25 protein-coding genes and 1 other annotated feature are annotated in these 25,089 nt (G+C 38.5%); of the genes, 8 read left to right on the top strand and 17 right to left on the bottom strand.

Going from position 1 to position 25,089, the window contains the following annotated elements:
- From NON16_RS23395 to acpS, 7 genes are all read right to left on the bottom strand, one after another.
- A complete protein-coding gene (locus NON16_RS23395) occupies positions 1-357 on the bottom strand; it encodes an STAS domain-containing protein (protein ID WP_257351832.1) in 357 nt (118 codons plus the stop codon).
- An 11-nt stretch (positions 358-368) separates the two neighbouring features.
- Positions 369-1,193 carry an STAS domain-containing protein gene (locus NON16_RS23390; RefSeq protein ID WP_257351831.1) on the bottom strand — a complete coding sequence of 275 codons (825 nt, stop codon included), beginning with the start codon at positions 1,191-1,193 and terminating at the stop codon, positions 369-371.
- 372 nt (positions 1,194-1,565) lie between these two features.
- Complete coding sequence (locus NON16_RS23385; RefSeq protein ID WP_257351830.1) at positions 1,566-1,916, bottom strand: type II toxin-antitoxin system PemK/MazF family toxin; 351 nt, start codon at positions 1,914-1,916, stop codon at positions 1,566-1,568.
- Positions 1,917-1,920: 4 nt separating this feature from the next.
- On the bottom strand, positions 1,921-2,205 hold the full coding sequence (locus NON16_RS23380; RefSeq protein ID WP_257351829.1) for a CopG family ribbon-helix-helix protein: 285 nt from the start codon (positions 2,203-2,205) through the stop codon (positions 1,921-1,923).
- A gap of 125 nt (positions 2,206-2,330) precedes the next feature.
- Positions 2,331-3,491 carry an alanine racemase gene (alr, locus tag NON16_RS23375; protein ID WP_257351828.1) on the bottom strand — a complete coding sequence of 387 codons (1,161 nt, stop codon included), beginning with the start codon at positions 3,489-3,491 and terminating at the stop codon, positions 2,331-2,333.
- A 155-nt stretch (positions 3,492-3,646) separates the two neighbouring features.
- Positions 3,647-4,654, bottom strand: a complete 1,008-nt coding sequence (locus NON16_RS23370; RefSeq protein ID WP_372508871.1) for a LolA family protein — start codon at positions 4,652-4,654, stop codon at positions 3,647-3,649.
- A gap of 524 nt (positions 4,655-5,178) precedes the next feature.
- Positions 5,179-5,541, bottom strand: a complete 363-nt coding sequence (gene acpS, locus NON16_RS23365; RefSeq protein ID WP_257351827.1) for a holo-ACP synthase — start codon at positions 5,539-5,541, stop codon at positions 5,179-5,181.
- A gap of 111 nt (positions 5,542-5,652) precedes the next feature.
- Here acpS and NON16_RS23360 point away from each other — a divergent pair, with 111 nt between their 5' ends.
- A complete protein-coding gene (locus tag NON16_RS23360; protein ID WP_257351825.1) occupies positions 5,653-6,240 on the top strand; it encodes a rhomboid family intramembrane serine protease in 588 nt (195 codons plus the stop codon).
- A 274-nt stretch (positions 6,241-6,514) separates the two neighbouring features.
- Here NON16_RS23360 and NON16_RS23355 read toward each other — a convergent pair whose 3' ends face one another.
- The 5 genes from NON16_RS23355 to NON16_RS23335 all read right to left on the bottom strand — a co-directional run bounded on the left by NON16_RS23355 (position 6,515) and on the right by NON16_RS23335 (position 11,436).
- A complete protein-coding gene (locus NON16_RS23355) occupies positions 6,515-7,957 on the bottom strand; it encodes a PH domain-containing protein (RefSeq protein WP_257351824.1) in 1,443 nt (480 codons plus the stop codon).
- Entirely contained in the window at positions 7,947-8,426 is a 480-nt protein-coding gene (locus NON16_RS23350) for a PH domain-containing protein (RefSeq protein WP_257351821.1), read from the bottom strand. The genes NON16_RS23355 and NON16_RS23350 overlap by 11 nt, the downstream gene beginning before the upstream one ends.
- A gap of 284 nt (positions 8,427-8,710) precedes the next feature.
- Positions 8,711-9,955, bottom strand: a complete 1,245-nt coding sequence (locus NON16_RS23345) for a D-alanyl-D-alanine carboxypeptidase family protein (RefSeq protein ID WP_257351820.1) — start codon at positions 9,953-9,955, stop codon at positions 8,711-8,713.
- A 191-nt stretch (positions 9,956-10,146) separates the two neighbouring features.
- Positions 10,147-10,479: an NUDIX hydrolase gene (locus NON16_RS23340; RefSeq protein ID WP_257351819.1), complete on the bottom strand. Its 333-nt coding sequence runs from the start codon at positions 10,477-10,479 to the stop codon at positions 10,147-10,149.
- A gap of 165 nt (positions 10,480-10,644) precedes the next feature.
- Positions 10,645-11,436 carry a hypothetical protein gene (locus tag NON16_RS23335; RefSeq protein ID WP_257351818.1) on the bottom strand — a complete coding sequence of 264 codons (792 nt, stop codon included), beginning with the start codon at positions 11,434-11,436 and terminating at the stop codon, positions 10,645-10,647.
- A gap of 240 nt (positions 11,437-11,676) precedes the next feature.
- On the opposite strand from NON16_RS23335, the gene NON16_RS23330 reads away from it, so the two are divergent.
- A complete protein-coding gene (locus tag NON16_RS23330; RefSeq protein WP_257351817.1) occupies positions 11,677-12,933 on the top strand; it encodes a tetratricopeptide repeat protein in 1,257 nt (418 codons plus the stop codon).
- A 15-nt stretch (positions 12,934-12,948) separates the two neighbouring features.
- On the top strand, positions 12,949-13,314 hold the full coding sequence (locus NON16_RS23325) for a hypothetical protein (protein WP_257351815.1): 366 nt from the start codon (positions 12,949-12,951) through the stop codon (positions 13,312-13,314).
- 69 nt (positions 13,315-13,383) lie between these two features.
- Here NON16_RS23325 and NON16_RS23320 read toward each other — a convergent pair whose 3' ends face one another.
- The gene (locus tag NON16_RS23320; protein ID WP_257351814.1) at positions 13,384-13,899 is read right to left on the bottom strand and encodes a DNA-3-methyladenine glycosylase I; all 516 of its coding nucleotides are present in this window, start codon (positions 13,897-13,899) and stop codon (positions 13,384-13,386) included.
- A gap of 218 nt (positions 13,900-14,117) precedes the next feature.
- Between NON16_RS23320 and NON16_RS23315 the strand changes: the two genes are divergently transcribed.
- Both NON16_RS23315 and NON16_RS23310 read left to right on the top strand, forming a co-directional pair.
- On the top strand, positions 14,118-14,708 hold the full coding sequence (locus NON16_RS23315; RefSeq protein WP_257351813.1) for a sigma-70 family RNA polymerase sigma factor: 591 nt from the start codon (positions 14,118-14,120) through the stop codon (positions 14,706-14,708).
- Positions 14,692-15,564, top strand: coding sequence for a helix-turn-helix domain-containing protein (locus tag NON16_RS23310; protein ID WP_257351812.1), 873 nt, complete (start codon positions 14,692-14,694; stop codon positions 15,562-15,564). Before NON16_RS23315 ends, NON16_RS23310 begins: the two co-directional genes overlap by 17 nt.
- Before the next feature lie 86 nt (positions 15,565-15,650).
- Here NON16_RS23310 and NON16_RS23305 read toward each other — a convergent pair whose 3' ends face one another.
- Positions 15,651-16,223: a bifunctional transcriptional activator/DNA repair enzyme AdaA gene (locus NON16_RS23305; RefSeq protein WP_257351810.1), complete on the bottom strand. Its 573-nt coding sequence runs from the start codon at positions 16,221-16,223 to the stop codon at positions 15,651-15,653.
- Entirely contained in the window at positions 16,207-17,490 is a 1,284-nt protein-coding gene (locus tag NON16_RS23300; RefSeq protein ID WP_257351809.1) for an APC family permease, read from the bottom strand. The genes NON16_RS23305 and NON16_RS23300 overlap by 17 nt, the downstream gene beginning before the upstream one ends.
- Positions 17,491-18,000: 510 nt before the next feature.
- On the opposite strand from NON16_RS23300, the gene NON16_RS25780 reads away from it, so the two are divergent.
- Entirely contained in the window at positions 18,001-18,120 is a 120-nt protein-coding gene (locus NON16_RS25780; RefSeq protein WP_372508870.1) for a symporter small accessory protein, read from the top strand.
- Positions 18,117-19,712 carry a sodium:solute symporter family protein gene (locus tag NON16_RS23295; protein WP_257351808.1) on the top strand — a complete coding sequence of 532 codons (1,596 nt, stop codon included), beginning with the start codon at positions 18,117-18,119 and terminating at the stop codon, positions 19,710-19,712. Before NON16_RS25780 ends, NON16_RS23295 begins: the two co-directional genes overlap by 4 nt.
- A gap of 278 nt (positions 19,713-19,990) precedes the next feature.
- Here the strand turns inward: NON16_RS23295 and NON16_RS23290 are convergent, their stop codons facing one another.
- Both NON16_RS23290 and argS read right to left on the bottom strand, forming a co-directional pair.
- The gene (locus NON16_RS23290; protein WP_257351846.1) at positions 19,991-20,389 is read right to left on the bottom strand and encodes a VOC family protein; all 399 of its coding nucleotides are present in this window, start codon (positions 20,387-20,389) and stop codon (positions 19,991-19,993) included.
- A gap of 27 nt (positions 20,390-20,416) precedes the next feature.
- On the bottom strand, positions 20,417-22,117 hold the full coding sequence (gene argS / locus NON16_RS23285; protein ID WP_257351807.1) for an arginine--tRNA ligase: 1,701 nt from the start codon (positions 22,115-22,117) through the stop codon (positions 20,417-20,419).
- Between the two features lie 65 nt (positions 22,118-22,182).
- Positions 22,183-22,444 (bottom strand) — a binding site (T-box leader).
- 512 nt (positions 22,445-22,956) lie between these two features.
- Between argS and NON16_RS23280 the strand changes: the two genes are divergently transcribed.
- Positions 22,957-24,804 (top strand): LTA synthase family protein, encoded by a 1,848-nt coding sequence (locus NON16_RS23280; RefSeq protein ID WP_257351806.1) that lies wholly within the window; start codon positions 22,957-22,959, stop codon positions 24,802-24,804.
- Positions 24,805-25,089: the final 285 nt, after the last annotated feature.

The following is a 25,089-nucleotide window of genomic DNA, read 5'->3' as shown; positions in this document are numbered from 1 at the left end:
TCATACCTCCAATTCCTGTTGTAGTTTATCTAACCCTTGCTCTAAATCCAATGCTGTTGGAACATCGCGCATAACGATTCCAAGATCGATTAATGTTATGGCAACTGGTGGTTGGATTCCTGTCATTACCACCTTCGCACCCATGAGATTAGACATTTTCACAACATCACCTAGAACCTTAGCGATGAAGGAGTCAACCATATCTACAGATGTTAGATCAATTACGACACCCCTAGCACCTGTATCATGAATCTTATTTAACAGGTCCTCCTGGAATTGGAGCGCTGTCATGTCATCTAATTCCATTTGGATCGAAATGAGTAAATATTCATGTAATTTTAGAATTGGTATTCTCACCCATAGCCCTCCTAGGATAAGGTTTCAATTTTTTTATTCGTTAATTCTAGTGCGGCCTCAATTCCTTTAAGAAGATTACTTCTTGTTGGGAATTCGCTTAGGTCAATACCTAGATTAACAATGGTCTGTGCGATTTCAGGTCTAATACCTACAAGAATACACTTTGCTCCGATCAGTCGAACGGCCTCAGCAGCTTGGATAATATGATGTGCTACCATTGTATCGACGATAGGAACTCCGGTTATATCAATCAATACGACCTGAGAACGGTGTTTGATTGCTCCTTCAAGCAGATTTTCCATGATCCATTTTGCCCGTTCTGTATCAATGGTTCCGATTAACGGCATTACAGTGATGTGTTCAAACACAGGAATAAGCGGTGCTGAAAGCTCTAGCAACGCCATTTTTTGAACGGAAATTGTGTTCTTCCATGTATGAGTAGTGTATTGGACAATTTCATTAAATAAACCATCAATAGAACGATCAAGTAAATCATAAATCTTAAAGGCTTCCTCTTTATCAAAGTCTTGGTCCATTATTACTTGTAATGTAACACGAAGAAATGTCTGAAGACCCTGAGTAATGTAGTTCAGTGGCCAACCAATTTGAATCGTTCTTTCAAAAAAGTCCTTTAATTCTGGAGAAATGGTTTCATGGTCATTCGTTACTTGGGCCATCAATTTATCTATAAATTCAGTATTCGCATTTAAGAAAACCTCACGGGTAACATGCGTTAATTCCCTTTCACCTTCTTGAAAATTACTCATTTCCTCTTGCCATCTTTCAATGATTGAAAGACGGTTATGTTTTATAACCTGGAACGCAGTTGAGTTCATCTTTTTCCTCCGATCAGAGATTATTCATAAAATCATTATTTCATTATTGGGTAAATCTTTCAATCTTTTTAAGAATATGCCCTATTTCTTGGTAATACTGTCTCTTTATGATGAATAAAATCGAAATGCCGTTTATTTATTAATTCGACCATTACCCCGATTAGTCGACTTATATTGGCAGGATCAGTTATTCACACTAAAGATTTTATAGTCACGCTAAATAAAGAAAACTTGGCAATGCCAGGCCTTGTGCGCAGGCTGAGCCTTAGTTGCCCTTATACTATAGAAAGTATTTTTATACTTTCTTAACGTACAACAAAAAAGCCGCTGAATTCAACAGCAGCCCGCTTACTTATATGATGTTCCGTATTGTTAAAAATCAATGAGTCCAAGACTAATTTGAAGAGCGTCATCAACCTTCTTCATCATCTCTTCGTCCAATTGTGTAATCTTGTCTGTAAGACGTTGTTTATCAATCGTACGAATCTGTTCTAATAAAATGACTGAATCCCGTTCAAACTTATACTTTTTTGCACTGATCTCAACATGTGTAGGTAGTTTAGCCTTCTGAATCTGGGCTGTAATGGCCGCGACGATTACTGTTGGACTAAATCGGTTACCGATATCATTTTGTATAATCAATACCGGACGGATACCACCTTGTTCCGAGCCTACTACAGGAGACAAATCTGCAAAGTAAACGTCGCCACGCTTTACTATCAAATCACTACACCCCGCTAACTAAGCGGTCCAAAGTTAGATCAGCTTCCTCCTCAGCAAGAAAGGCTTCTGATGCAATGTTCAAATTAATCTTTGCCATCTCCATGTAACCTTGACGCATCGTTTCACGGATATGACGACTTTGCCGTTCGCGTAAATACATTTTTGTAGCTTGATGAATAAACTCACTTCGATTCAAGTTCTCGTTCATAATCGCTCCGTCCACCTCTTCAATCAGTTGCTCCGGCAAGCTAATCACGATTCGTTTTGTGTTCATATCTGACACAAACATCCACCTCCAGCTAACTGCTTCGATCTCTGTAAAAATCCCTTATTAATAGTACCATTCAAATCGCTTTTATGCAAAGCTATCTAAGACTAATTATTCGCCAATTTATGCATAAATCCTTTATTAATTTACGAAAAATTTAAAATATCATTCGTAGTTTCAATTATTTTATCATCTTGTACGAATCGTCTTGGTACTCTAGAAGAGATTAAGCAGGGAATTTCATAGTTGATCGTTCCATTGTTGCCTGCAATTTCGGAGACTGTGATTGCACCTTCATGTTGGTAACCAATCAGTGTCACCATCGTGCCAGTCCTTACATAATGAGGTAATCTCACCATAAACTGATCCATACAGATCCGACCAACAATCTTCGCACGCTTGCCTTCGATGAGCACTTCGCCTTTTTCAGCATACCTTCTTAGCCACCCGTCTGCATAACCAACCGGTATGGTCCCAATCCATTCTTCCTCTTCAGCTTGATAGGTCGCTCCATAACTAATTGTCGCTCCCGGCTTTACCTTTTTGACATTACTCAATTTACTGTGTAAGGAAAAGGCTTGTAAAAGGTTAAATGGTAATATGGATTGAATTTCTTCGGAAGGTGACAAACCGTACAATGAGATTCCAGCTCGAACATAGTGTTGTCCAAGGTTAGGAAATTGGATTGCCCCAGCACTATTACTCATGTGAATAATTTCTGGATACGCATTTTTCTCTTTAAGCATTGCAAGAAACTTTGTAAAGCGATCTTGTTGAAGATTAATGAGCTTTGAATCTAGTTCATCAGCAGTCGCAAAATGTGTAAACGCTCCTTCTAACTTTAACCGCGGATTTTGTTGAACCTTCTTAATTATTATACTTGCCTCTTTTTCCTCAATTATACCAAGTCGATTCATACCGGTATCAAATTTCAAATGAACGTTTAAAGATCTATCTAGTGTTCGCTCTATAGAATCAATCCAATCAGCGTTGAACACAGTAAGTGAAATGTGATTTTCAGCAGCAAGTTGAGCGTATTGCGGTCCGACCCAACCTAGCACAAGGATTGGTGTATCAATTCCAGCTCTTCGAAGGGCAATCGCTTCATCAAGAATCGCGACAGCAAGGTAATCAATACCGCTGTCGATCAATGCCTTTGCGACCTGAACTGCCCCATGACCATATCCATTAGCTTTAACTACCCCCATCACTTTTGTACCCTTTGAAAGATGGTTTTTTATATGAAGGTAGTTTTGTTTAATATAATCCAAATTAATTTCTGCCCAAGTATCTCTATAAAAACACATAACCACGACTCCTAGTTGAAAAATGATTTCTTCTATTGTACATGAAGCCATGTTATGAGGTAAATTCCTGTTTTTAAAACGCTGAAAAGTTATGCTTTCCTAACGTATAAAACAGGCTGATCAGAATAACTCGAATTCTCCCAGCCTGTTCTATTTTATTTCCCTTGCATCATCGTCATTGAAGACGCAACTGAAACCATTTGTTCTTCCGAGAGGTCATTCGAAGCTAGGTAGTACTCTACTCCTCCGACTGACCATGTTAGTGTTTTATCTTTCATTATCCCAATCGCATAACCAAGGTTAACTACTTCTCCTTTTCGCATCGTCAACATTTTCGATGCAGGAGCAACCTCAGCTTGGCGCTGAATAATTGTAAAGGAATGGTCTCCTGTATAGGATAAGATTGCCTGGTCCCCTTTTTTGCTAGCAGTCTGGTTAAAAAGTGTCGTACCAGCTGGAACGAACTCTGGATAAACGACTGTTAGCTCTTGCTGTTCTTTAGCCATTGTTGGTACTTCCAGCTTGGCTCCTTGCATATTTTTCTCCATATCGAAGGCACCATCGTCGAATTTAGCATTCATTTTTTTCTTCTTAAACTTAACTTCTACAAGAACTTTTAAATCTTTATCCATCACCTTCACGCTAGTAGGAAGCAAGTTTTCCTTATCAAGGGTGATTTCTTGTTGGTACAAGTTTTTGTTTTGATAGTTCGTTTTTGTGTTAAATACATATCCTTTTTCCCCTGACTTGAAGGTGCGATCATCGTCGTTGATAATATCACTGATTAATGACTCCATTAAATACACCTGACTGCTGTTTTCTGGCCACTCGCTTTGGAAGCGAAAACTCTTATTCAATGCTGGTGTAAGAACAAAGACACCTTCACTGTTTCGAAGAATCATTTGACTCTGATCTTTCTCAGGGTTTTTTAAGCTCACTTTATAAAAACTTGGTTTTTTGTGCCAAATATCAATGTTGTATGATAGTGGCTTCTCTCCGGTCTGAAGGGTCATTGTTGCCTCTGCTTTATACCCAGACATTTCATCAAGCATATCATTCAAATCCGAGACGACATCCTTTTGACTTTTGGAACCACATGCTGCAAGAACTAGAATCAGGAGCGACATAACAAATAATGATACTATTTTTTTCAAATTATTCATCTCCTTTGCCTCATATCGATGACAAAAGAGGGACCTAACATATCGCAGATGGTTCCTTTTGTACGACGCATTCAGGGGCAGTATACCCTCAATAGAATTTCGTCGTCTATCACTCGGTGCTTTTCGAACTTCCAGTTTAATTTATGTTCAAAAGGCGACGAGATAGAAACAAGAAGTTCAAGGCACGACAGTTTTGAGGAAGGCTACTAACTTGAAAGACATCCTTGCTGCCTTGCACCGAGGAAGCTTTACTCTTAGCGTAACCTTGGAGACGCAGGTGCACAATGTTTGTTCATCGTTAGTAATCCTTAACATCAATGTTGATACGTGAGGACCGCAAAAACCAAGTAACGAAGAAATTCGCCGTTTATCGCTCGGTGCTTTTCGAACTTCCTTAGATAATGTACACCCCCTTGCAATGAAAACCTGCGGCAGTCGCATCAAATTGACCATCTGCACATATGCTCAACGTTCCCTCCTAACCGCACTACAAATATATGAGACAACTTCTAGCAATATGCAGACTAGCTTGACGAGCTTTCGAGAATTATCTGAGCAACTACGTATGCTTTACTATGGGATATGGACACAAAAGCCGTCCATGAACCGTTACTCTTGAGAACAGGTTTACCGGATTCGTTTGGCAGGATTTCAATATCCTTCCAGCTAAGCTTGCTTCCTATTCCGGTTCCAATCGCCTTCGCATAGGCCTCCTTTGCTGCGAATCTCCCCGCTAGGAACTCGATTCGTCTTTCATCAATCGAGTGGGAATTAAATAATTTGTACTCCTTTTCAGTTAAAATACGTTCTGAAAATCGTGGTTGACGTTCCAACGTTTTCTTAATCCGTGTAATCTCTATAATATCAATGCCGATTCCGATGATCATACTTAAACCTCCAACCTCTTATAAACGTTTCATACTATTGGATCCTCATAAATATGGTAAACTGAAGAAAACTTTATTTTAGTTGCAGAAACCTGTTGGGAGGGTCTCTCTTTGTTTGTTCGAACTGAAAATTTCCGAACCTTCATACGGCTATATCCAATCGTATCATTTATTATCGGTGCTCACATTTTACTATTTATTGCCGTTAATTTGAGCCCCTATGTTCTACAGTTAACAGTAGGGTTTAATTATTACATCGGTGTTGGGGAGTATTGGCGTCTTATAACACCAATCTTCATCCATCAGTCTTTCCCTCATCTGCTTTTTAACACGTTCTCATTATACCTGTTCGGTCCCGCTTTAGAACGAATACTCGGTAAATTTAAGTTTGTGATCGGATACATCGGCGCAGGTGTGATCGCAAACGTAGCAACCTTTTTATTAGAAGGGCCAGGTTATAGTCATATTGGTGCGTCTGGAGCTATTTTTGGTTTGTTTGGTTTCTTTGTATATATCATTTATGCACGAAAAGAACTGATGGACCAGCAGAACTCACAGTTGATCCTTACCATCCTTGTCCTTAGTGTAGTTATGACGTTTGTAATGCCAAATATCAATATTCTTGGCCACCTGTTCGGCCTCGTTGGAGGAGCAGCATTAGCACCAATCCTATTAACGGGTACAAAACGTAGAGTATAAGCGAGGAAACGAACACTTTTTACAATATGAATCGAAAAAAGCAGTGGAATGACCTAGGAGTCTGTCCGACGAAGTTAAAAAGGCGAATATTTATTCAAATATGGCCGAGTATACGCTAAATATTCAGCTTATATGTATAGATATTTACTAAATCGTTCCATCGGAGAGACTCCTTGAGCAAGTGTCGAAAAGAATGACGCTCATTAGTCAGCACCTCTGCTTTTTTATTATGTCACTAACTTCTACGCAATTGCTGGCGTGAGATTAATTTAAATCAATCTTGTTGCACATCTACTTTCCTACTATACCAATTGAAAACAGTTTTGGCGTCATCCACTCTCGTATCTGTTAAATTGAATTGTCTACCTACTCCACCAGATAGAACGGTCGTATGGATAGTGGCAAGTTCAGTTCGCCGTTGGAAGATCGACTGCTTCACTTCAAAGTGTTGCATTCGTTTTCTTTCCGTTATTAATAGCGATCTGGAGATAAATCGATTTTGCAGATAAAAGCTTGATCGATCCACCGCCCATTTTCCATCCTTAAATTGAAGAATTCCCAATAACGCTAAAGCAATGACCGGTAGGAGAATCAAAATCCACCATAGTTTAGGAATTACCCAAAATAACGATATGAGAAAGAATGATGGTAAGATAGCTCTTAAAATATAGCGTTTTAACGAGCGGTTTGGTAATGTATTCAGCTTAGGCGGAAGGAAGTATCCTGGCAAAAGTTGAGTGAGCTCTTCGTTGATTCGCGACCGTTTTATGATCGGAAATAGCATCGCAGATAAGCCTTCGTCCGCTCCTGTTCCTCCTGCACTTTCAACATGAACAGTCGCAAAACCAAATGGCTGGCGGATAACGCTTTCAACTACACGGACTCCTTGAATTCTTTTAACAGGTAAAGTGAGTTCTCGCTTTTCAAGGAGTCCTCTTTTAATAACAATTCGATCCCCGTAGCGCTTAATCGAGAAACCTGCATATTTTAGAATGACACCTAGGAAAGATAGAAGCCACGTAACGGTCAAAATCGAAATACCCATTATCACTAACAACAACCAGCTAAACCCACTTAGCCATTCAACGGCCCCGACTACAAAGTCATCAGGTAAAATATCATCGATTTGCGAACCAAATGTACCGACAATGGATAAGACCACACCTAATCCTCCAGAAGTAGATGCAGCAATCCATAGGTCTTTTGAGGATAGCTTAAATTGATATGTCGGCTGCTCCTTTTCAATCTGCTCCTCAGCATTTGCCATTTTGTCAGGGTTTTGGCGAAGATGTTCAACAAGTAAGTGAGCGTCCTTTTTATTCACCGCAGATAATGAAGCTTCTGCCCTACCTGCTCCCCCTGCAGTTTCAATGTTTAGTTTAACAACGTTAAAAAGTCGATGGATAATCCCTTCTGAATAATCAATTGATTGAATGCGTTTTTTAGGGATGTAGCGTTTATTCCGAATAAATACGCCTTGTTCAATTTTCAAGTCTTCGTCTTCAATAGAGTATGTGAAACGGTACCATTGAATGACTCCATAGACCGCCAACAATCCGATAAAAAAAAATGGAAGATAGTACAGCCACTCCATCTTCGCTCCGTCACCAGGTCCGAAGAAAAAGTAAAGGATAATTGGGAAAACCCACTCTTTCAATGATTTGGCGAATGAGAATGCCGCAGCGATCGGATGTAATCGTTTCGGTTTAAACATCATCTTCTGTCACCCTTGCCATTTGTGAGATGAAGTCTCGGACCTGGTTCGCCGTCTCATTGTCGAGTGCTGGGATTTCATGGGTTGTTGCAGCAGTCGTAATCGTTACACTTGAGAGATCGTGACGGCGTAATAATGGACCTTGCTTCGTATCAACATGCTGTACACGTACCATTGGAATAAGTATTCTACGAATGATGAAGAGTCCGAACTTTAGCTCGATTTCATATTCATCGATCTCATATCGCCAAACACGGAAACGGATTTTTGGAATGAAAACGACACAAAAATAAGTAAGTATGAGTGCACAGACAATGACAATGAGGGAAACCCAAAATGGCACTGGAGTCAGTATAGCAAGTATGAGGCTTCCAATTGCAATTAATAGATAAATGGAGCTAGTAATCCAGCCGGATAGCTTCCATACCTTCAATGCCCTCGGATCAATCTGATTAGATGGTTCCTGACGCATATATGTATCCTCCTAGGAAGTTTAATTAACACAGGTAGAGCAGAGTTTGCGAGACGTAGAGGAACCTTTTTGCAAATTTCGCACTCTCTTCCAAATTAGTATATCTTATCTCAGATTCTTTTCCTACATCGAGGTTAGAGCAAATCCCAAATAACTCATTGATCCCAACTTCCTTAAAATGATTAGTAGGACAACATCTTTGTGTAAATACAAAAAAGCGCCAAGCTCTTTACAGTAGCGTTACCCGCTACTCTTAAAGTCTGGCACTTTTATAAAAATAGGTATTACCTTCTAAAAACATCGTGCTGGAGATCGTCAACGATACGTCTTCTTCTCATTCTCTCAAGTCTTCTGTTCCTCAGATTGCGTCGGATTCTGTAAATAATTAGGAATGCAGCAAGAAGAAGAACACCAAGTACTACCATTGGCAGGATCGAGGTAACGAAGGATAGAAAACCAACTGTTCCTTGTGACGTTTTTCCACCGCTATCATCACTGGCTTTTACCGATTGATCTAGTTTCGGTACGACTGGAAACGATGCAAGTTCCTCTCCTTGATTGTTTTCAACAACTAAATGCCCCTCTTTATCGACCGTGGCTTCAAATCCTTCCCCAATGTTATGAGTGAACAGCTTGTCCTCCTTCACACGAATTTCTTTCCCATTAGCACTGAGTAAAATCGTACCTTTTTTTATTGTACCTGTTTCAAAATGAGCAAATCCATAGTCAAGCAAGGCAATTGTATCTTCATAGGATTGCTCAGTTGTATTAGCTTTCATCGTAACTGCAATCAATGTTGTACCATTTCGTTTCGCTGCTGTCACTAGAGTGTGCTGAGATTGATCAACATATCCATTCTTAACTCCAATGGCCCCATCGTAACGCCATAAGAGCCGATTATGATTATATAAAGTCGTTTTCCAGCCATCACCTACCCACGGCATTTCCTTGGTGCTGACGATTTTTCTAAACTTCGGATTTTGCAACGCATACTTTGTAATATAGGCCATATCGTAAGCTGTCGTATAATGATTCTCATCAAACAGACCATGTGGATTTGTGAAATGAGAGTCCTTTAAACTGAGCTTTTTTTCAACAAATGTGTTCATTTTTTTGGCGAAGCGGTCCACACTTCCAGACAGATGTTCAGCAACAGCGACCCCAGCATCATTTCCGGAATTAATTAGCATTCCTTTTACAAGTTGATGCAGTTTCATTTCTTCACCTTTTAAAAGATACACACTCGTTCCCTCTGCCTCTGAAGCTTTTTCACTTATCGTCACATCTTCATTCAGCTTTCCGGACTCAAGTGCCAATATCCCTGTTAAAATTTTCGTAATACTCGCCGGATACATTCGTTTCCCCGATTGGTCATCATAAAGGACTTCACCCGTTGAAGCATCTATTAAAATGGATGTTTTGCTATTTAAATTCATCGTTATATCGGTATTAGCAAACGTATTCGTTGGAACAATCCACAACACGAATATGAGAGTAAAAGTAAATAATAATGGTATCCTTCGGTTCATTTGTCGTACCCCTAGTAATATTTGTATGTATTCATAGCTTGATTGGCTGGACACACTGACATTTTAAACAGTTTATATAGTCTTCGTATTACGGTATCGATTGTCAGGTATAGGTATTAATTACCAGTTTTCTCGATTTGGGATACGTATGCAAAACAGGTTTTACCGGTTTATTCAACTCTCTTATTCACTTATAAATAAACGGTGAAGCCACGGGAGATCTTCGGGAAATGATCAGGGTCCTGAATGATAGCTTTCCCTCCAATAATGCGGACAAGAAAGTAATGAACGGTGACCTCATAACCAAAACTATGTCCTTTTTTTACAAACAGCGGTTCAATTATTTCACCTCGATACCCAGTCTCTTCTTCCAATTCCCTTAAGCAACACATCCCAACTGATTCATTTTCCTCTTTACCACCCGAAGGAACCGTCCAAAGCTTCTGTTCATCATCGCGACCCTGATACACCATCAACAGGCGATTATCCTGTATACATATCGCCGCAGAGCCTTCCCACTTCATTTAACCCCCCCTTCTCCTATACAACTTCTCTATAAACCCCTTACCAATACATCTATGCAACAACATTTTATACTTTCTAAACCTATCAAAAAGGCTGTCCCTCAGTGGAGACAACCCTCGTGGCATAATTTATAGGACTACAATCATTTTTTTTATGAATCTCTCCTAAATTAACAATGGTGCCTTTTTAGAAACGATCTCTTCCCCAGTTTGAATATTAAGGGACGCATACCGATCTGATCGTCCTGTCTTCACATCAAGCTCTTGAATCAAAATTTCGTCTCCATTTTCAAAAAGAAACCTTGGACAAATTGACAACTCATATTCTTGATCAATCACAAATTCCTCATCTAATCGTAATATTTTCCTAGGGCTTGTCTCTGCTAATGGATAAACAGATACGAATAGATGGCCTTGGAAAGCTAATAGATCTGCAGGTGCAAAAAGTGTCCCAAGTTCAACAAAATCAATTGAGCGACCCTTTAAATTGTAAAGACGAGCTGTATCAATATCCACAACATAGGCTGAAACACATACAGTTTGTCCCACCATTTCAACATCCCAGATGAATCCATCAAGCTCCCATTCTTGAACAAGTTCCAATGTTCGCTTTGAGAACTGATAAACAGTCCCTGTTTCACCATCACCTTCACAGGCAACGATAATATAATCAGGAAACTCATAAATGTTCGGAGTCCCATAAACACCCTTCTTCATAACGTTACCAGAATGGGGATTCATCCCGACAAGGTCGAACTTTTTCATTCCATTGATTTGATGATAGTACCATTTGTTTTGCAGGTCATCGGTTCGAAGCCCCTTCCGATCTGAATAGGTCATACTACCTCTTTTTTGAATTCTATTTATTGGACGGTTGGACTGCTCTAGTTCCTCAGAAGTATAAAGTAGGTCGTTTGCATTACACCTTTCACCAAGTAAATTATTCGTTTTTCCCATTATGCTGTCCTCCCTTTCATGTCATATCAAAAATAAGCACGTTCTTACTACAATTATTATGAAAATTTTCTAATAATAAGTGGAAAACTAGCTAAAAAGCCTAACTTACTGTTCGTTTTTGTGTTATATTTAGTTTACCAAAGGAACGTATGGTCCTGTATTGGGAAAACTAGTAGTTTTGATAGACATTATTTGAGGGTTCCTCGGGTCAATTTTCCCAAGTTGTAAAGGGGGGATATTATGATTGGACAGCGAATAAGATATTATAGAAAGACAAAAGGTCTCACCCAGGAAGAACTTGCGAAGGGCATATGCTCAGTCTCCTACCTAAGTAAAATCGAAAACGGCGACGCCAAATCAAGTGATGACGTAATCGAATTGCTCTGTGAACGTCTCGGGATATCCCCTGAAGAAAAACAACTTGATGTCAATTTATTGGGTATGTTGAATGAGTGGAACTACCTGATGGTTGTAAGAAAATATGATGAAGCTGAGTTAGCCCACAAGAAAATAAAAGAGTACCTTCCTTTTGTTGAAGACCCTTCTTTACTTACTCGATATGATTTATTTTTGGTTAGATATCACTTATTAAATAGTGATATTAAATCAGCTAATATTATTATGGAAAAAATCGGAAAATTACATGAAACACAATATGATTCTTCTATTCATTTCTATATTTACTTCATAAAAGGGCTTTATCAATATTACTTAAAGAATTATTCTGAGGCTTTATACGGCTATGAAAAGGCTGAAAGTCACTTACAACAAACACCTCTAAATCAGGTGGAAGTGGGCGTATTTTATTATAGTATTGCTTTATCCCATAGCTATTTATTCCATAGTACTTCCGTTATGACCTACGGATACAAAGCACTCGAAATTTTTGATAAGGAATATCACTTTAGCAGAAGTTCTGACTGCCAAATATTATTAGGTATCTCAAATCGGCGTATAAAAAATTATTCTCAATCAGAATATCATTTTAACCAGGCTTTAAAGTTTGCAGAATCTTTTAATGATAATAGAAGTTTAGGGATGATCTACCACAATATAGGTTTTGTATATTCCAATAAAGGACAGCCCGAATCAGCAATTCAATATTACTTAAAAAGCGTTAAAATAAAAGAAAAGAATGATGTAACAAATATATATATAACCTATTATTTAATCGCTAAGGAATATGTAAACTTAGGTAAGTTCGAGTTATCATCCGAGTGGTTGCAAAAAGTCTTAGAACAATTAAAACATGACAAAAATGAAGAATATTCTATACACGCAAAGATACTTAAATATAGAATTAAGAAATTCTATAATAAAGAATTTGAAATTTACCTAAAAAAGATTGCAATTCCTTACTTCCAAGAAAAGAATATTTCAGAACTTGTAAGTGAATACTCAGCTCTATTGGCTGACTACTATTATGATAATTCACAATATAAAAATTCAAGTGAATATTTAAAATTGGCATTAGAGACTAATAAAAAATTTGTTTAAAAGGGTGTGTGTGGTTTGAAAAAAAATTTATCTTCTATACTTTGGTCAGTTTCAATTGGCATAATACTTTTTGGTGGTATACTTCTTATTGGAAATTCTAATTATAATGCCTATGATGAGAATCCTCCTGCGAGTCCTAAATTAGGCGCTTATGATGAGAATCCTCCTGCGAGTCCTAAATTGATCGCTTACGATGAGAATCCTCCTGCGGGCCCTAAATTGATCGCTTACGATGAGAATCCTCCTGCGAGTCCTAAATTGGTTGCTTACGATGAGAATCCTCCTGCGGGCCCTAAATTGATCGCTTACGATGAGAATCCTCCTGCGAGTCCTAAATTGGTTGCTTACGATGAGAATCCTCCTGCGAGTCCTAGTACCTAAATAGCATAAAAAAGGAAGGCATCGCGCCTTCCTTTTTTATTGTTCTTTTTAATTACATTTACCTATTAATTATCTTTTATATAAATAACATGTATGGTCATGGTCAATTCCAATAAACCCTGCTGCTTGTAAAAAGCTTTCCGCAGTCGTCAACCCAACGTGACGGAATGTCTTCTTGATTATCTTTTGTTTATCTATTTTCGCCTCCGGTAAGGATGTAAAAAAATGCGATAGACTCCCCTCCCGCTTTATGAGACTTTGAGCTGTTTTGGCATTCTCAATTGTTGCTTCAATTTTACGACGATGCCGGACGATCCCTTTATCCTGCAAAAGCTCCTCCACCTTATCAGGCCCAAAATCCGCAACACGGGCAATCTCTAACCCTTCGAATGCATTACGAAAATTTTCACGCTTATGCAGAATCGTTCTCCAGCTTAACCCTGCTTGGAATATTTCTAATGTCAATGCTTCGAACAGAAGGTCATCATCTGTAACCCGCTCCCCCCACTCTTCATCATGATACTGAATCAATAGCGGATCTTCTTCACACCACTTACATCTTTCTCGCGTTTGTGTAGCTGACATTTCAATTGCACTCCTCGTCCTTTAGAAATACATTCATCTAAAGGAAAGTTTACACCGTTCAAATACAATCATAAAGGAAAATCACTAAATTGATCCAATATTAACTACATAGGCGTCTAATATCTCGTTCGCTTATATACATCCTTTTTAATTATGAAACGGATTTGGGTGCTGGTACGTCAAATATATAGATGCGGTTCGATAAGGAGGTCAGTAGATTGGAAGGCTATCAACCAAAACAGGGTTCGAAGGTACAAATCGATAACATCATTGGTCGTTACCCAAAAGATGAGGTTATTGAGCATATGATGAACCAATACGGCGAAAAGCTAATACGCCTTGCCTATACCTATGTTAAAGATTGGGGTAAGGCTGAGGATATTGTTCAGGAAGTGTTTGTAACCTGCTATACAAAGCTGGATTGTTTTCGAGGTGAATCTTCAGTGAAGACATGGATCTATCGAATTACAATCAACCGGAGTCATGATCATTTAAGAAGCTGGTCTTATCGAAACCTTCAATTTACTGACAAAATTTCAAAATGGATAAAAGGCGAAAAATCAACCATTGAACTAGACCTTATCGCCCGTGATGAAAAAAAAGAATTAGCAAGCCAAGTCCTTACCTTACCGATCAAATATCGTGAAGTGATGCTTCTCTATTACTTTGAGGAATTGGCTGTGAACGATATATGCTTAATGCTTCTCTTGAACGAATCAACTGTAAAAACAAGGTTGCATCGCGGAAGGCAACTCTTAAAGGAAATTATTACATCGGAAAGGGGCCTCGACGATGGAAGAACAACTTAAAGAACTGAAACAGACAATGAATCGAATGATCTCTGAAGAACCAAAATTCACAGAGGAGCAACGGACGAAAATTCGCCAAACAATCGCTAAAAGACGAAAGCAATCTAATCGTCCTTTCAGCGCCAAATGGAAAGCCATTGCGAGTGTGGCAGCTTGTCTGATTCTTATTATCTTTGCTACACAGTTTATAATGAGCGAATCATCTAGAAAACCATCCTCCATGGAAAGTGCCGGTGGCGGGGGTAACTCTTCTGGAGATCAAAATACGGCGTTGAAGGATGACTCGTCTAACAAAGCTACCCTTCTTGAAAAGCATACAGATACTGACAAGTCGATTGGTCCAAAAGCTGAATCGAATTCACAAGCCAAAAATGAAACATTTGCACTAGACCAATCTGCGAATGTTATTGATAAAAAAACATTTGAAGGCCCTATGCTTCCATTAAACGACAAACTTTTGAATGTTTATGAAACCTTTAGCGAAAGCCATGATCAGGGTGCGCTAGCTGATCTAAATCCATTCGAAGTAATGCAATTATACTATCACGCTTCACAACAAGGAGAATATGGAACCCAGCATGATTTGTTCATACAGGACGTACGTTATGGAACTCCTTCCAAGCAAGCATATTTGGATGACACTTCCAAGGATTCTGCTATTGTAAATACCATTGAGCGTAAAATTACACGTTTTAGCAAGATTGAAAGTTTCAAACAAACGATTTATCATGAGCCTGACCCCAAATGGTTAGACTACGCACTTATAAACTGGGGAAAAGATAATGACATTACATCCTTTCGATTAATTAAAAATAAAGACGGTGTTTGGACCGTGTCTTGGATGCCAATTCAGTAATAGTGAGAGAATATATAAAGGGGATGACCTTAAAATTCATCCCCTTTTGTATTTAAGTTTTTTAGATCTATTAACAAAGATGCACATCAATCATCAAAACCCTTTCGAAACTTGTTCGGGGTAACCCCAATGTTTTTTTTAAACACAATATAAAAGTTTGAAAGGCTTTTAAAACCAACTTGATAACAAATTTCAGTGACACTTAAAGAAGTTTTTAATAATAATTCCTTTGCACATTTAATTTTCAATGTTTCTAAAAAAATGCGAGGCGTTAACCCCGTTTGATCTTTGAAAATCCGATTTAAATAAAAACCACTTACTCCCATTATTAAAGATAACTCATCGAGTTTAAAATTTCGTTTGTAATTTTGCTCCAAAAATAGTTTCGTGTTTTTAACTATTTCTTCAGCTGGATGGTAAGTTTCTTGATTCAAATCAGATTGACATCTTTTGCAAGGACGATATCCTTCATGTATTGCTTCATTTGAATTATAAAAGAATGAAACATTATCATATTTAGGGTTTTTTGACTTGCAAGATGGTCTGCAAAAAATACCGGTAGTACTTACTCCGTAAAAAAATTTACCATCATAAGTTGAGTCACATGTAATTATTGCTTTCCACATATCATCATGTGATAATTCAGTTTTTAACTTCATGTGAAAGTGACCTTTCATATTTATTTATTTTCTTACCGATGCTCATATATATTATATAAAGAATGGTTACAATTAAAGGAACGGTTATATAAAGTTTAAAAAATGGAAGCATAAGAATACATAGTACTAATGAAATTAAGGAACACCACCAAGATAATACGTATCTATTGAATAATTTCACACCTGCAGCCATTGACAATATATAAACTAGAATACCTAATGATGTAGGAATAAATAAGATATCATTAAAGGTTAGAGAGAGTACCGAAGTTATTAAAACACCCATAACGGCAAATAATATAACAAATACGACCATTCTCCTTGGCATTTCTGTAGAATGATGCAAAACTGAAAAATATTTCGGAAAGGCACCATCTCTACTCAATGAATAACCAAGCTGAGTCAAGCTGGCCACAAAAGCATTAGCAGTACCAGTACATATTATAAATGCCAGTATTCCTGTTAAGACTTTTGCTCCTAATCCAATTGTATCATTCATCATTACACCGATAGGGGATAAATTACTTTCTTCACTACCGAAAGTAGCGGTTCCAATAGTGACAAAGCTCAAAGCTAGAAATAAAACCCCAATGATAATTGCACTAATTAATGTGCTTTTAACAATATCTCTTTCCGGTCTTTTAAAATTATTAGCTAAACTACATATGGCCTCCCAGCCAAAAAAGGACCAGAAAATCATAGTAGACGCCGTACCTATTGAACTCCAACCGTGTGAGAAAAAAGGTGTGAAATTTTCCCACTGTATACTTGAAAATGTAAAAGTCACTGTCAAAAGTAATAGCAAAAGCAAACAAGAACTTAAAAGTAAGGCCAACTTACCACTCATTTGAACTCCAAAGTAATTTGAAAATCCCGCTATAATTAAAATGAAAATAGCCACCGGTACAGTTTGGCCTTGTAATATATTAATGGACCCACACAGATAATACGCACCAGTAAGGGAGACTATAGTTTGGCCCACTGCTGCTGTAACAAAATAAAACCAACCAACGATATTACCTAAATGGTTACCAAAGGACTTTCTCACGAACGTTGCTGCCCCACCAGAATCTGGATATTTACGAGCTAAACAAGCGAATGAGTAAGCTAAAGGAAAACTAATTCCAATGACTATTACCCATGATATTATCGAAGCAGGACCCGCTATTGAAGCAGTTACACCAGATAAAAAAAGAACACCCGATCCTAAAATAGCAGCGATGTATAAGGCTATTCCTTCAAATAACCCAATAGTTTTATTTTTCATAATTTCACCTTCTTTTTCTTTAAATTAACACTAAATAGATGAATTTTCTTCTTAATTATTGCTTTTTAATTCTGGATTCAATTTATCCTATATTATTTTTTAGTATTGCATTAAAAAATCCCATAACAATAAAATGATATTGGTATGGGATTAAATGAATTTATTATCCTCTATATTGACTTTCCAAAAGGACTTTCCTCCGAAATAGATTATTTATTTCTTGATCTTTTCTGATGATTTCATTGTATATAGCAGTTAAGTTTCATGAATCTTAATATTCAAAAAATATTGACATTTTCTTTATTACGCGGTAACCTCATAAATAATATAACAAAAAGGGATAATGACGATAAAAATACGTTATTGATTTTATTGTCATAGGGGGGAGGTTTTATTTTTAAAGATTTTGTAAGCCCTTTCAGAAAGACTACATAAGTTGGGCGACGGTATTAAAAGTATTCCGAGTATTAAATTACAAAGGTGTTTTTGAAAAACCAAGGGGGAAATAACATGTTGGGAATGGATGATCCTATTATTACTTTAGCCTGGATCGGGACAGTTTTATCAGCAGTGGGTTGTGTGATCTTTGGAATGATGACTTGGAATAGGGGAGGAGACGACTCTAAATGAATCTAGCTATTATGATTCCATTGGTTATCGTTTACATGGCTATTATGTCGGGCCTTGCCTATTACGGTTATCGAAAAACAAATACTGAAGCAGATTACTTAGTAGCTGGTCGTAACATTAATCCTGTGGTTATGGCGCTGTCTTATGGGGCGACTTTTATTAGTACTTCTGCTCTTGTTGGTTTTGGTGGAGTTTCCGCTGTTTATGGATTTGGTCTGTTATGGTTAGCCTTCTTGAATATTGCTTTAGGGATTTTTGTAGCATTTGCATTATTTGGTACCCGTATCAGAAAACTTTCAGCTGATTTGAATGTGTCCACGTTTCCATCCCTTTTGGGAGAACGATATAATTCAAAGTTCATCACTGTATTTTCAGGAATCATGATCTTTTTATTTATGCCGGCTTATACGAGTATTGTCTTAATTGGAGGCGGGCGTTTTCTACAAGAAACATTGTCGGTTAATTTTAACATCGCATTATTGTTATTAGCGTTGATTGTTGCAATTTACGTAATCAGTGGTGGGCTCAAAGCGGTTATGTATACGGATGCATTTGCAGCGGTGGTCATGCTGGTAATGATGATCGTCTTTTTAGTCGGGACTTATTATGCTGTGGGGGGTGTAATGGAAGGACATAATGGTTTAACAGCACTAAAAGGACTTGTACCTGATGCTCTCGTTGAGCAGGGTCACCGTGGTTGGACATCTATGCCAGCCTTAGGATCTCCAATGTGGTGGACCTTGGTCAGCACACTAATTATGGGTGTGGGCATTGGCGTGTTAGCCCAACCGCAGCTGGCTATGCGGTGCATGACAGTAAAAGACAACCGTGCATTATATCGCAGTGTACTAGTGGGTGGAATTTTCATCTTCTTTATGACAGGGGCAGTCTTCATGATCGGGCCACTTAGTAATCTTTATTTCTACAATACGTCAGGTGAGATTGCTTTGACAGCGGCCGGCGGGAACATAGATCTCATTATACCGATACTTATCAATGAAATGATGCCAGATTGGGTTGTCTATTTATTTACTTTAACCGCGTTATCAGCCGTAATTTCAACGGTCAGTTCTTTAATTCATGTCCAATCCACTTCCTTTAGTGAGGACATTTTGAAGAACTTTGGAATTAAATCGGCATTTGATAACAAAATCAGCTTGTCTCGCTTAGGGGTAATCATCGGGATGATTGCCGCAGTCATTTTAGCATATCTGTTACCAGGAGGAGTGATTGCCCAGGCTACATCCTTTTGGTTCGGGATTTGTGCTGCCGGATTCCTACCTGTGTTAGTTGGCGGCTTGTACTGGAAACGAGCATCAAAAAGCGGTGCTGTCGCCAGCATTATTGTTGGGTTTACAGTTAGTATAATAGGCTTTTTATTTTTTCACCAAAAAGAAGCGGCCGGAATCGGATTATCAAATGCTCTTTTTGGGACGGATACATTGCTCGAATACCCAGTAACCCATATTGATCCGTTGTTTTACTCTCTGCCACTTTCAACTCTTGCATTTATTGCAGTAAGTTTAGCAACAAACGTGAAAACTGATCAGAAAATGAGCAGGGAGTCCATCGAATTGAAGAAGACCTTATGATTTTATTAAGAAAAGCGTTAACGTATAAAAAAGGACTGGCCGTTAACATCGAAAATGCAGATGCTAGGTCAGCCTTCTGAGTTAGGATCCGATTTTTCGAATTCGCCTCCCAACTCTCCTCTAAATGTGAAAAGCGGATCGTAATCCGCTTTTCCTAATCATTTTAAGTCGTCGTTAAGGTTTTCACCTTACAAAGCGACCGAAAATGTTCAATTGGAGAGTTTTACGAGCCGTAAAAAACTTCTTATCTTAAAATGCCTACCTCAGCTTAATCTCACTCACCTAGGAGCAACAATTTCAACCTTAATCCTGTCGGGGTCTTCGAAATATACAGCGTAATGATTTATTCCACCAGCATGAGGATGACGATTTCCATATAAAATCGTTCCCCCTTTCTTTTCTAACTCGGTGGTAATCCAATCGACTTGATTCTTGGATTCTGCATAAAACGCGAGGTGATTAAGCCCAACCCTGCATCGATGATATGGAATATCAAGATACTTCGTTTCTGCCTGGACAAAAACAATGTACGATTCCCTTAACTTATAGCTTCGTCCTTTCTCCCATTTCTGATATTCTGTGTATCCCAGCTCACTAAGGAGCCACTCCCAAAATTTGATCGTCCGTTGTAAATCCGAAACGTATAATTCGATATGATGAATCAGTCCTGCTTGTATTTTCTTTTGCATCACATGCCCTCTTCCCTACATTTGTTCAGGTGCCTGAATGCCTAATAACCTTAATCCATCTTTCAAAACAATCGTTACCACTTTTACAAGCGTTAGTCGTAGCTGCTGCTCTGCATCTGTTCCTGATAAAACACGAATTTTCCCGTAGTACTGGTTGAAGTAACGAGCTAGTTCAATAACATATCGCGAAACAATTGATGGCTCATAATCCCTGAACGCCCGTTCTACTACTGCGGGGAACTTTTCCAATGTTATAATCAGTTCCCATACATACGGTTCCTTCAAAATGTCATGTAGTTCACAGTCATCGCTCTTTTGCCAGCCGCCTTTCATTAATAATGTGCTTGCTCGTGCATAGGTGTACTGAACATATGGCCCTGTCTCACCTTCGAATCGAAGCATATTTTCAATGTTGAATTCTACGCTGTTCAGTCTGGATTGCTTCAAGTCATTAAAGATAACCGCACCAACTCCTACCAGTTCCGCAACTTTGTCTTTATTTGCGAGGGTAGGGTTCTTTTCTTTAATGTTGTGCTCAGCCTGACTGATCATCTGTTTAAGTACTTCTTCAAGCAGAATCGTCTTTCCTTTTCTGGTTGACATTTTCTTGCCGTCTTGAAGGATGAAGCCAAATGGAATGTGATGCATATCGTTCGCCCATTCATACCCCATCTTATGAAGAACCTTTTTAACCTGTTCAAAATGAAGGGACTGTTCGTGACCGACAACGTATAAAGACTGTGTAAAATCATACGTGTTTTGTCTAAATTTAGCAGCGGCGAGATCCCGTGTTACATAAAGGCTCGCTCCATCTTTCTTTTTAATAAGTGCAGGTGGCAGCTCAGCTTCATGCAGGTCCACAACCATTGCACCTTCTGATTCTAGGAGCAACCCCTTTTCAGTGAGCTCTTCCACAATAGGAAGCATTTTATCATTGTAAAACGCCTCACCTTGCATTGAATCGAAGGAAACATTAAGCAGGTCATAGATTTTTTGAAATTCCTTAAGGGATTCATCTCTAAACCATTTCCATAAGGCTGTTGCACCTGAGTGCCCCTCTTCTAATTTCTTAAACCAGCTTCTTGCTTCGTCATTTAAAGAGTCATCTACTTTAGCTTCTTCATGGAAGCGAACATAAAGAATATTCAACTCTTTGATTGGATTTTCCTTTACGCGCTTTTCATCCCCCCATTTTTCATAAGCCGTCATAAGCTTGCCAAACTGTGTTCCCCAATCGCCAAGATGGTTAATTCGAATAGCCTTGTATCCGAGCTTCTCTGCTATATTGGCAATTGAATTTCCGATTACCGTCGATCTTAAATGGCCCATAGAAAACGGTTTGGCTATGTTTGGTGAAGAAAGGTCGATCGTAACCGACTCTCCACTCCCTTTTTTGCTTGATCCATAATCCGCTCCCATTGTAAAAATTTCTGTCAGTACATTCTTTGCGATTGGAGCCTGCTTCAAGAAAAGATTAAGGTATGGCCCAACTGCCTTCACTTGTTCAAACACATCTGATTTGGACAACTTCTCTTCAAGCGATTGTGCGATAAGAGCAGGAGATTGTCTAAGCTGTTTAGCAAGAATATAACAAGGAAAAGCGAGGTCACCAAACGATGTATCTGGAGGAATCTCGAGTTTATCCATGATCTCCCCCACCGTTATATCTTTAACAATGTTTGAAATTTCTTTAGCTGCTATGTGTTGTATTGTCATTTTAAATTCAACTCCTAGAAAAATTTTATATATTCTGTTACAAAATAAAAACTCGTCTCTCACTAATAAGAGACGAGTTTTCCCCGTGGTACCACTCTGCTTCGGGCTGTCCATTACCGAACGAACACATCTCCATACTACGTATTTATACGTATGCATAGAAAACAACCCTTCTTGATCCCTTAACGCAGGTAACGGCTTTCCCTACTTCTATTTCAAAAAAGCTTCTCTGAGGTGCGCTTCAATGCAATGGTTTGCTAGACTTCCACCAACTCCAGCTCGCTAGATAGTAACCGATGCATTTACTCTCCTCTTCATCAAACCGATGTGTAATTTTTTACTTATTATAGCCATATTTTTTAAAAAAGGAAACCCACCTGTACAAATTTAACGAAAAGTTTTTTGTAAAATGGTTGCACTTGTATCAAATACGGGGATAATGAACCCTTGTGCAAAAATTATCTCAAGACAAGTCTGGAACCTTTTTTACTTAAAATCGTCTTTAAGTATAAGAGGTTGTTTAAAAAGTCCGGTAAAAATAGCTGTCGAATTTCTTCGTTCCTTGGAAAAGGAGTACACTTTTCCGGCGTGCGAGGCACTGCTTCCGTAGAATATTCTTGTGCTCGACCTTTCCGGTCCTCACGTATTAATAGCATACGTTCTGGTCCTCAAGATTTTCGCGCCTCGAACTTCTCGGCTCTTTTTGTCCTCCTTTTTAAACACGCACTATAAAGGAAATCCATTATTTTTCTCGTGAGTAAAGAAAGTATAAAAGTTTGCGGCATGGATGTAATCGGCCGACCCAGGGCGCTTGCACTTTTATAATGGGAGGTAGCTTTATGCTAAAAGCAACTCAAAAATATAATACGATTATTGTAACTGCTTTTATATTATGGATTAAGACCTATATTATTTATAAACTATCGTTTAACTTACCGACTACAGACTGGAAGCAAGAACTTATTTTATTCATTAATCCAATGAGTTCCGTGCTATTTTCATTATCACTGGTCTTTCTATTTTCAAAACGTATTCGAAACCGAGTAACATTAATCATTGCGTTCTTACTCTCACTTCTTTTATACGTAAACACGCTTTATTACCGGTTCTTTAATGATTTTATTACTGTGCCTGTTTTGTTTCAAACTAATAATGTAGGAGATATAGGGAATAGCTTACTAGCCCAGTTGTATTGGTACGATATATTCTTCTTTCTAGACTTGGTTCTGCTTTACTTTGTATTTAAGCGTCAATCATTCCAACCCGTGGCCGTAAAGAAGAAGAACATTTCGAAGGTACTTTTAACCGCTCTCCTCCTGCTCATTGTGAATATCGGACTAGCAGAAATCGAACGTCCTCAGTTGTTGACACGTACGTTTGACAGAGAATTGCTTGTGAAAAATCTTGGTACGTATAACTACCATGTTTACGATCTACTCTTACAATCAAAAACGTCGGCACAAAAAGCACTGGCTGACAATGTCGATGTCATTGAGGTAAAAAAATACACTGAGAAAAAATCGGCTGCTCCTAACCCTGACTTTTTTGGCCTTGCAAAGGGAAAGAATCTCATTGTCATCTCAATGGAATCGACCCAGCAATTTGTTATTGGCAGAGAGGTAAATGGTGAAGAGATTACACCTTTCCTTAATGATTTTATAAAAGAAAGCTATTACTTTAATAACTTCTATCATCAAACCGGCCAGGGGAAAACTTCTGATTCTGAATTCTTAATCGATCAGTCTCTTTATCCGTTGCCTAGAGGAGCTGTTTTCCAAACACATCCGCTCAATGAATATTACGGAACACCTGAGATCATTAAAGAGCATGGATATTACAGTGCTGTCTTCCACGGCAACAACAAAAGCTTCTGGAACCGGGATATCATGTATAAAACAGTAGGGTATGATAACTTTTTTGCGGAGCAGTATTACACCATCAACGAGGAGAACCGCATTAATTACGGTCTGAAGGATGTTCCCTTTTTCGAACAATCCATGAAATATATTAAGGCTCTTCCGCAACCGTTCTATGCGAGGTTTATTACGTTAACCAACCATCATCCGTACAAGTTCGACGAAGAAGATCAGATGATTCCCACTTATAATACAGACGACCCGATTGTCAACCAATACCCGGTAACAGTTCGGTATACAGATCATGCAATTGAGCAGTTCATCCAAAACTTAAAGGATGAAGGGATTTACAAGGATTCAATCATTATCCTTTATGGAGACCACTATGGTATATCAGAAAACCACGATGAAGCTTTGGAACAAGTGCTAGGAAAAGAAATCACACCTTATGAAAACGTAAAGCTTCAGCGAGTACCATTAATTATCCATATCCCAGGCCAAGAAGGAAAAACGATTTCAAAGGTTTCCGCCCAAATTGACTTAAAACCTACAATATTGCACCTGTTAGGTATCAAAACGGAAGGTGTTCACTTTGGGACAGATCTTTTCTCAAAAGAACATAAGGAGTTAGCTGTATTTCGGGATCGTAGTGTTGTTTCGAATGAGCTTATTTATACAGACGAAACCTGTTATGACCGAAAATCTGGTAAGCAACTATCCAGTGAATCTTGTACCGAAATTAAGGAAAAAGGACTTCAAGAGCTTAAACTATCAGATGGTGTCATATATGGAGATTTACTTCGCTTTATGGAGCTCGCAAAAAATAGTTAAAGAAAACTTGGCTAGCGCCAAGCTTTAGCGCAGGCGATCGCCTTAGTGCGCTTATACTATTGAAAGTATTTTGTCGAGTAGGAGGGAGCCTTTCCATTATGGATTGTGCTCCGCCCCCCTCACAGAACCGTGCGAGCGGTACTCCCGCACACGGCTCTTCTCCATCATCATTTACAGAATATAGCTTAATTCGCTTCTAAGATCGTATATGTTCACTTTTACTCGTAGCTTCGACAATGGATATTTTCTAAGAAATAGATTGAACTTATCCCAATCAAATGATTT

This window comes from Pseudalkalibacillus decolorationis (assembly GCF_024609785.1).
In the GTDB taxonomy this organism is placed as follows: domain Bacteria; phylum Bacillota; class Bacilli; order Bacillales; family Fictibacillaceae; genus Pseudalkalibacillus; species Pseudalkalibacillus decolorationis.
Note: the sequence above shows the minus strand (reverse complement) of the source record. Positions and strands in the feature narration are given on the sequence as shown.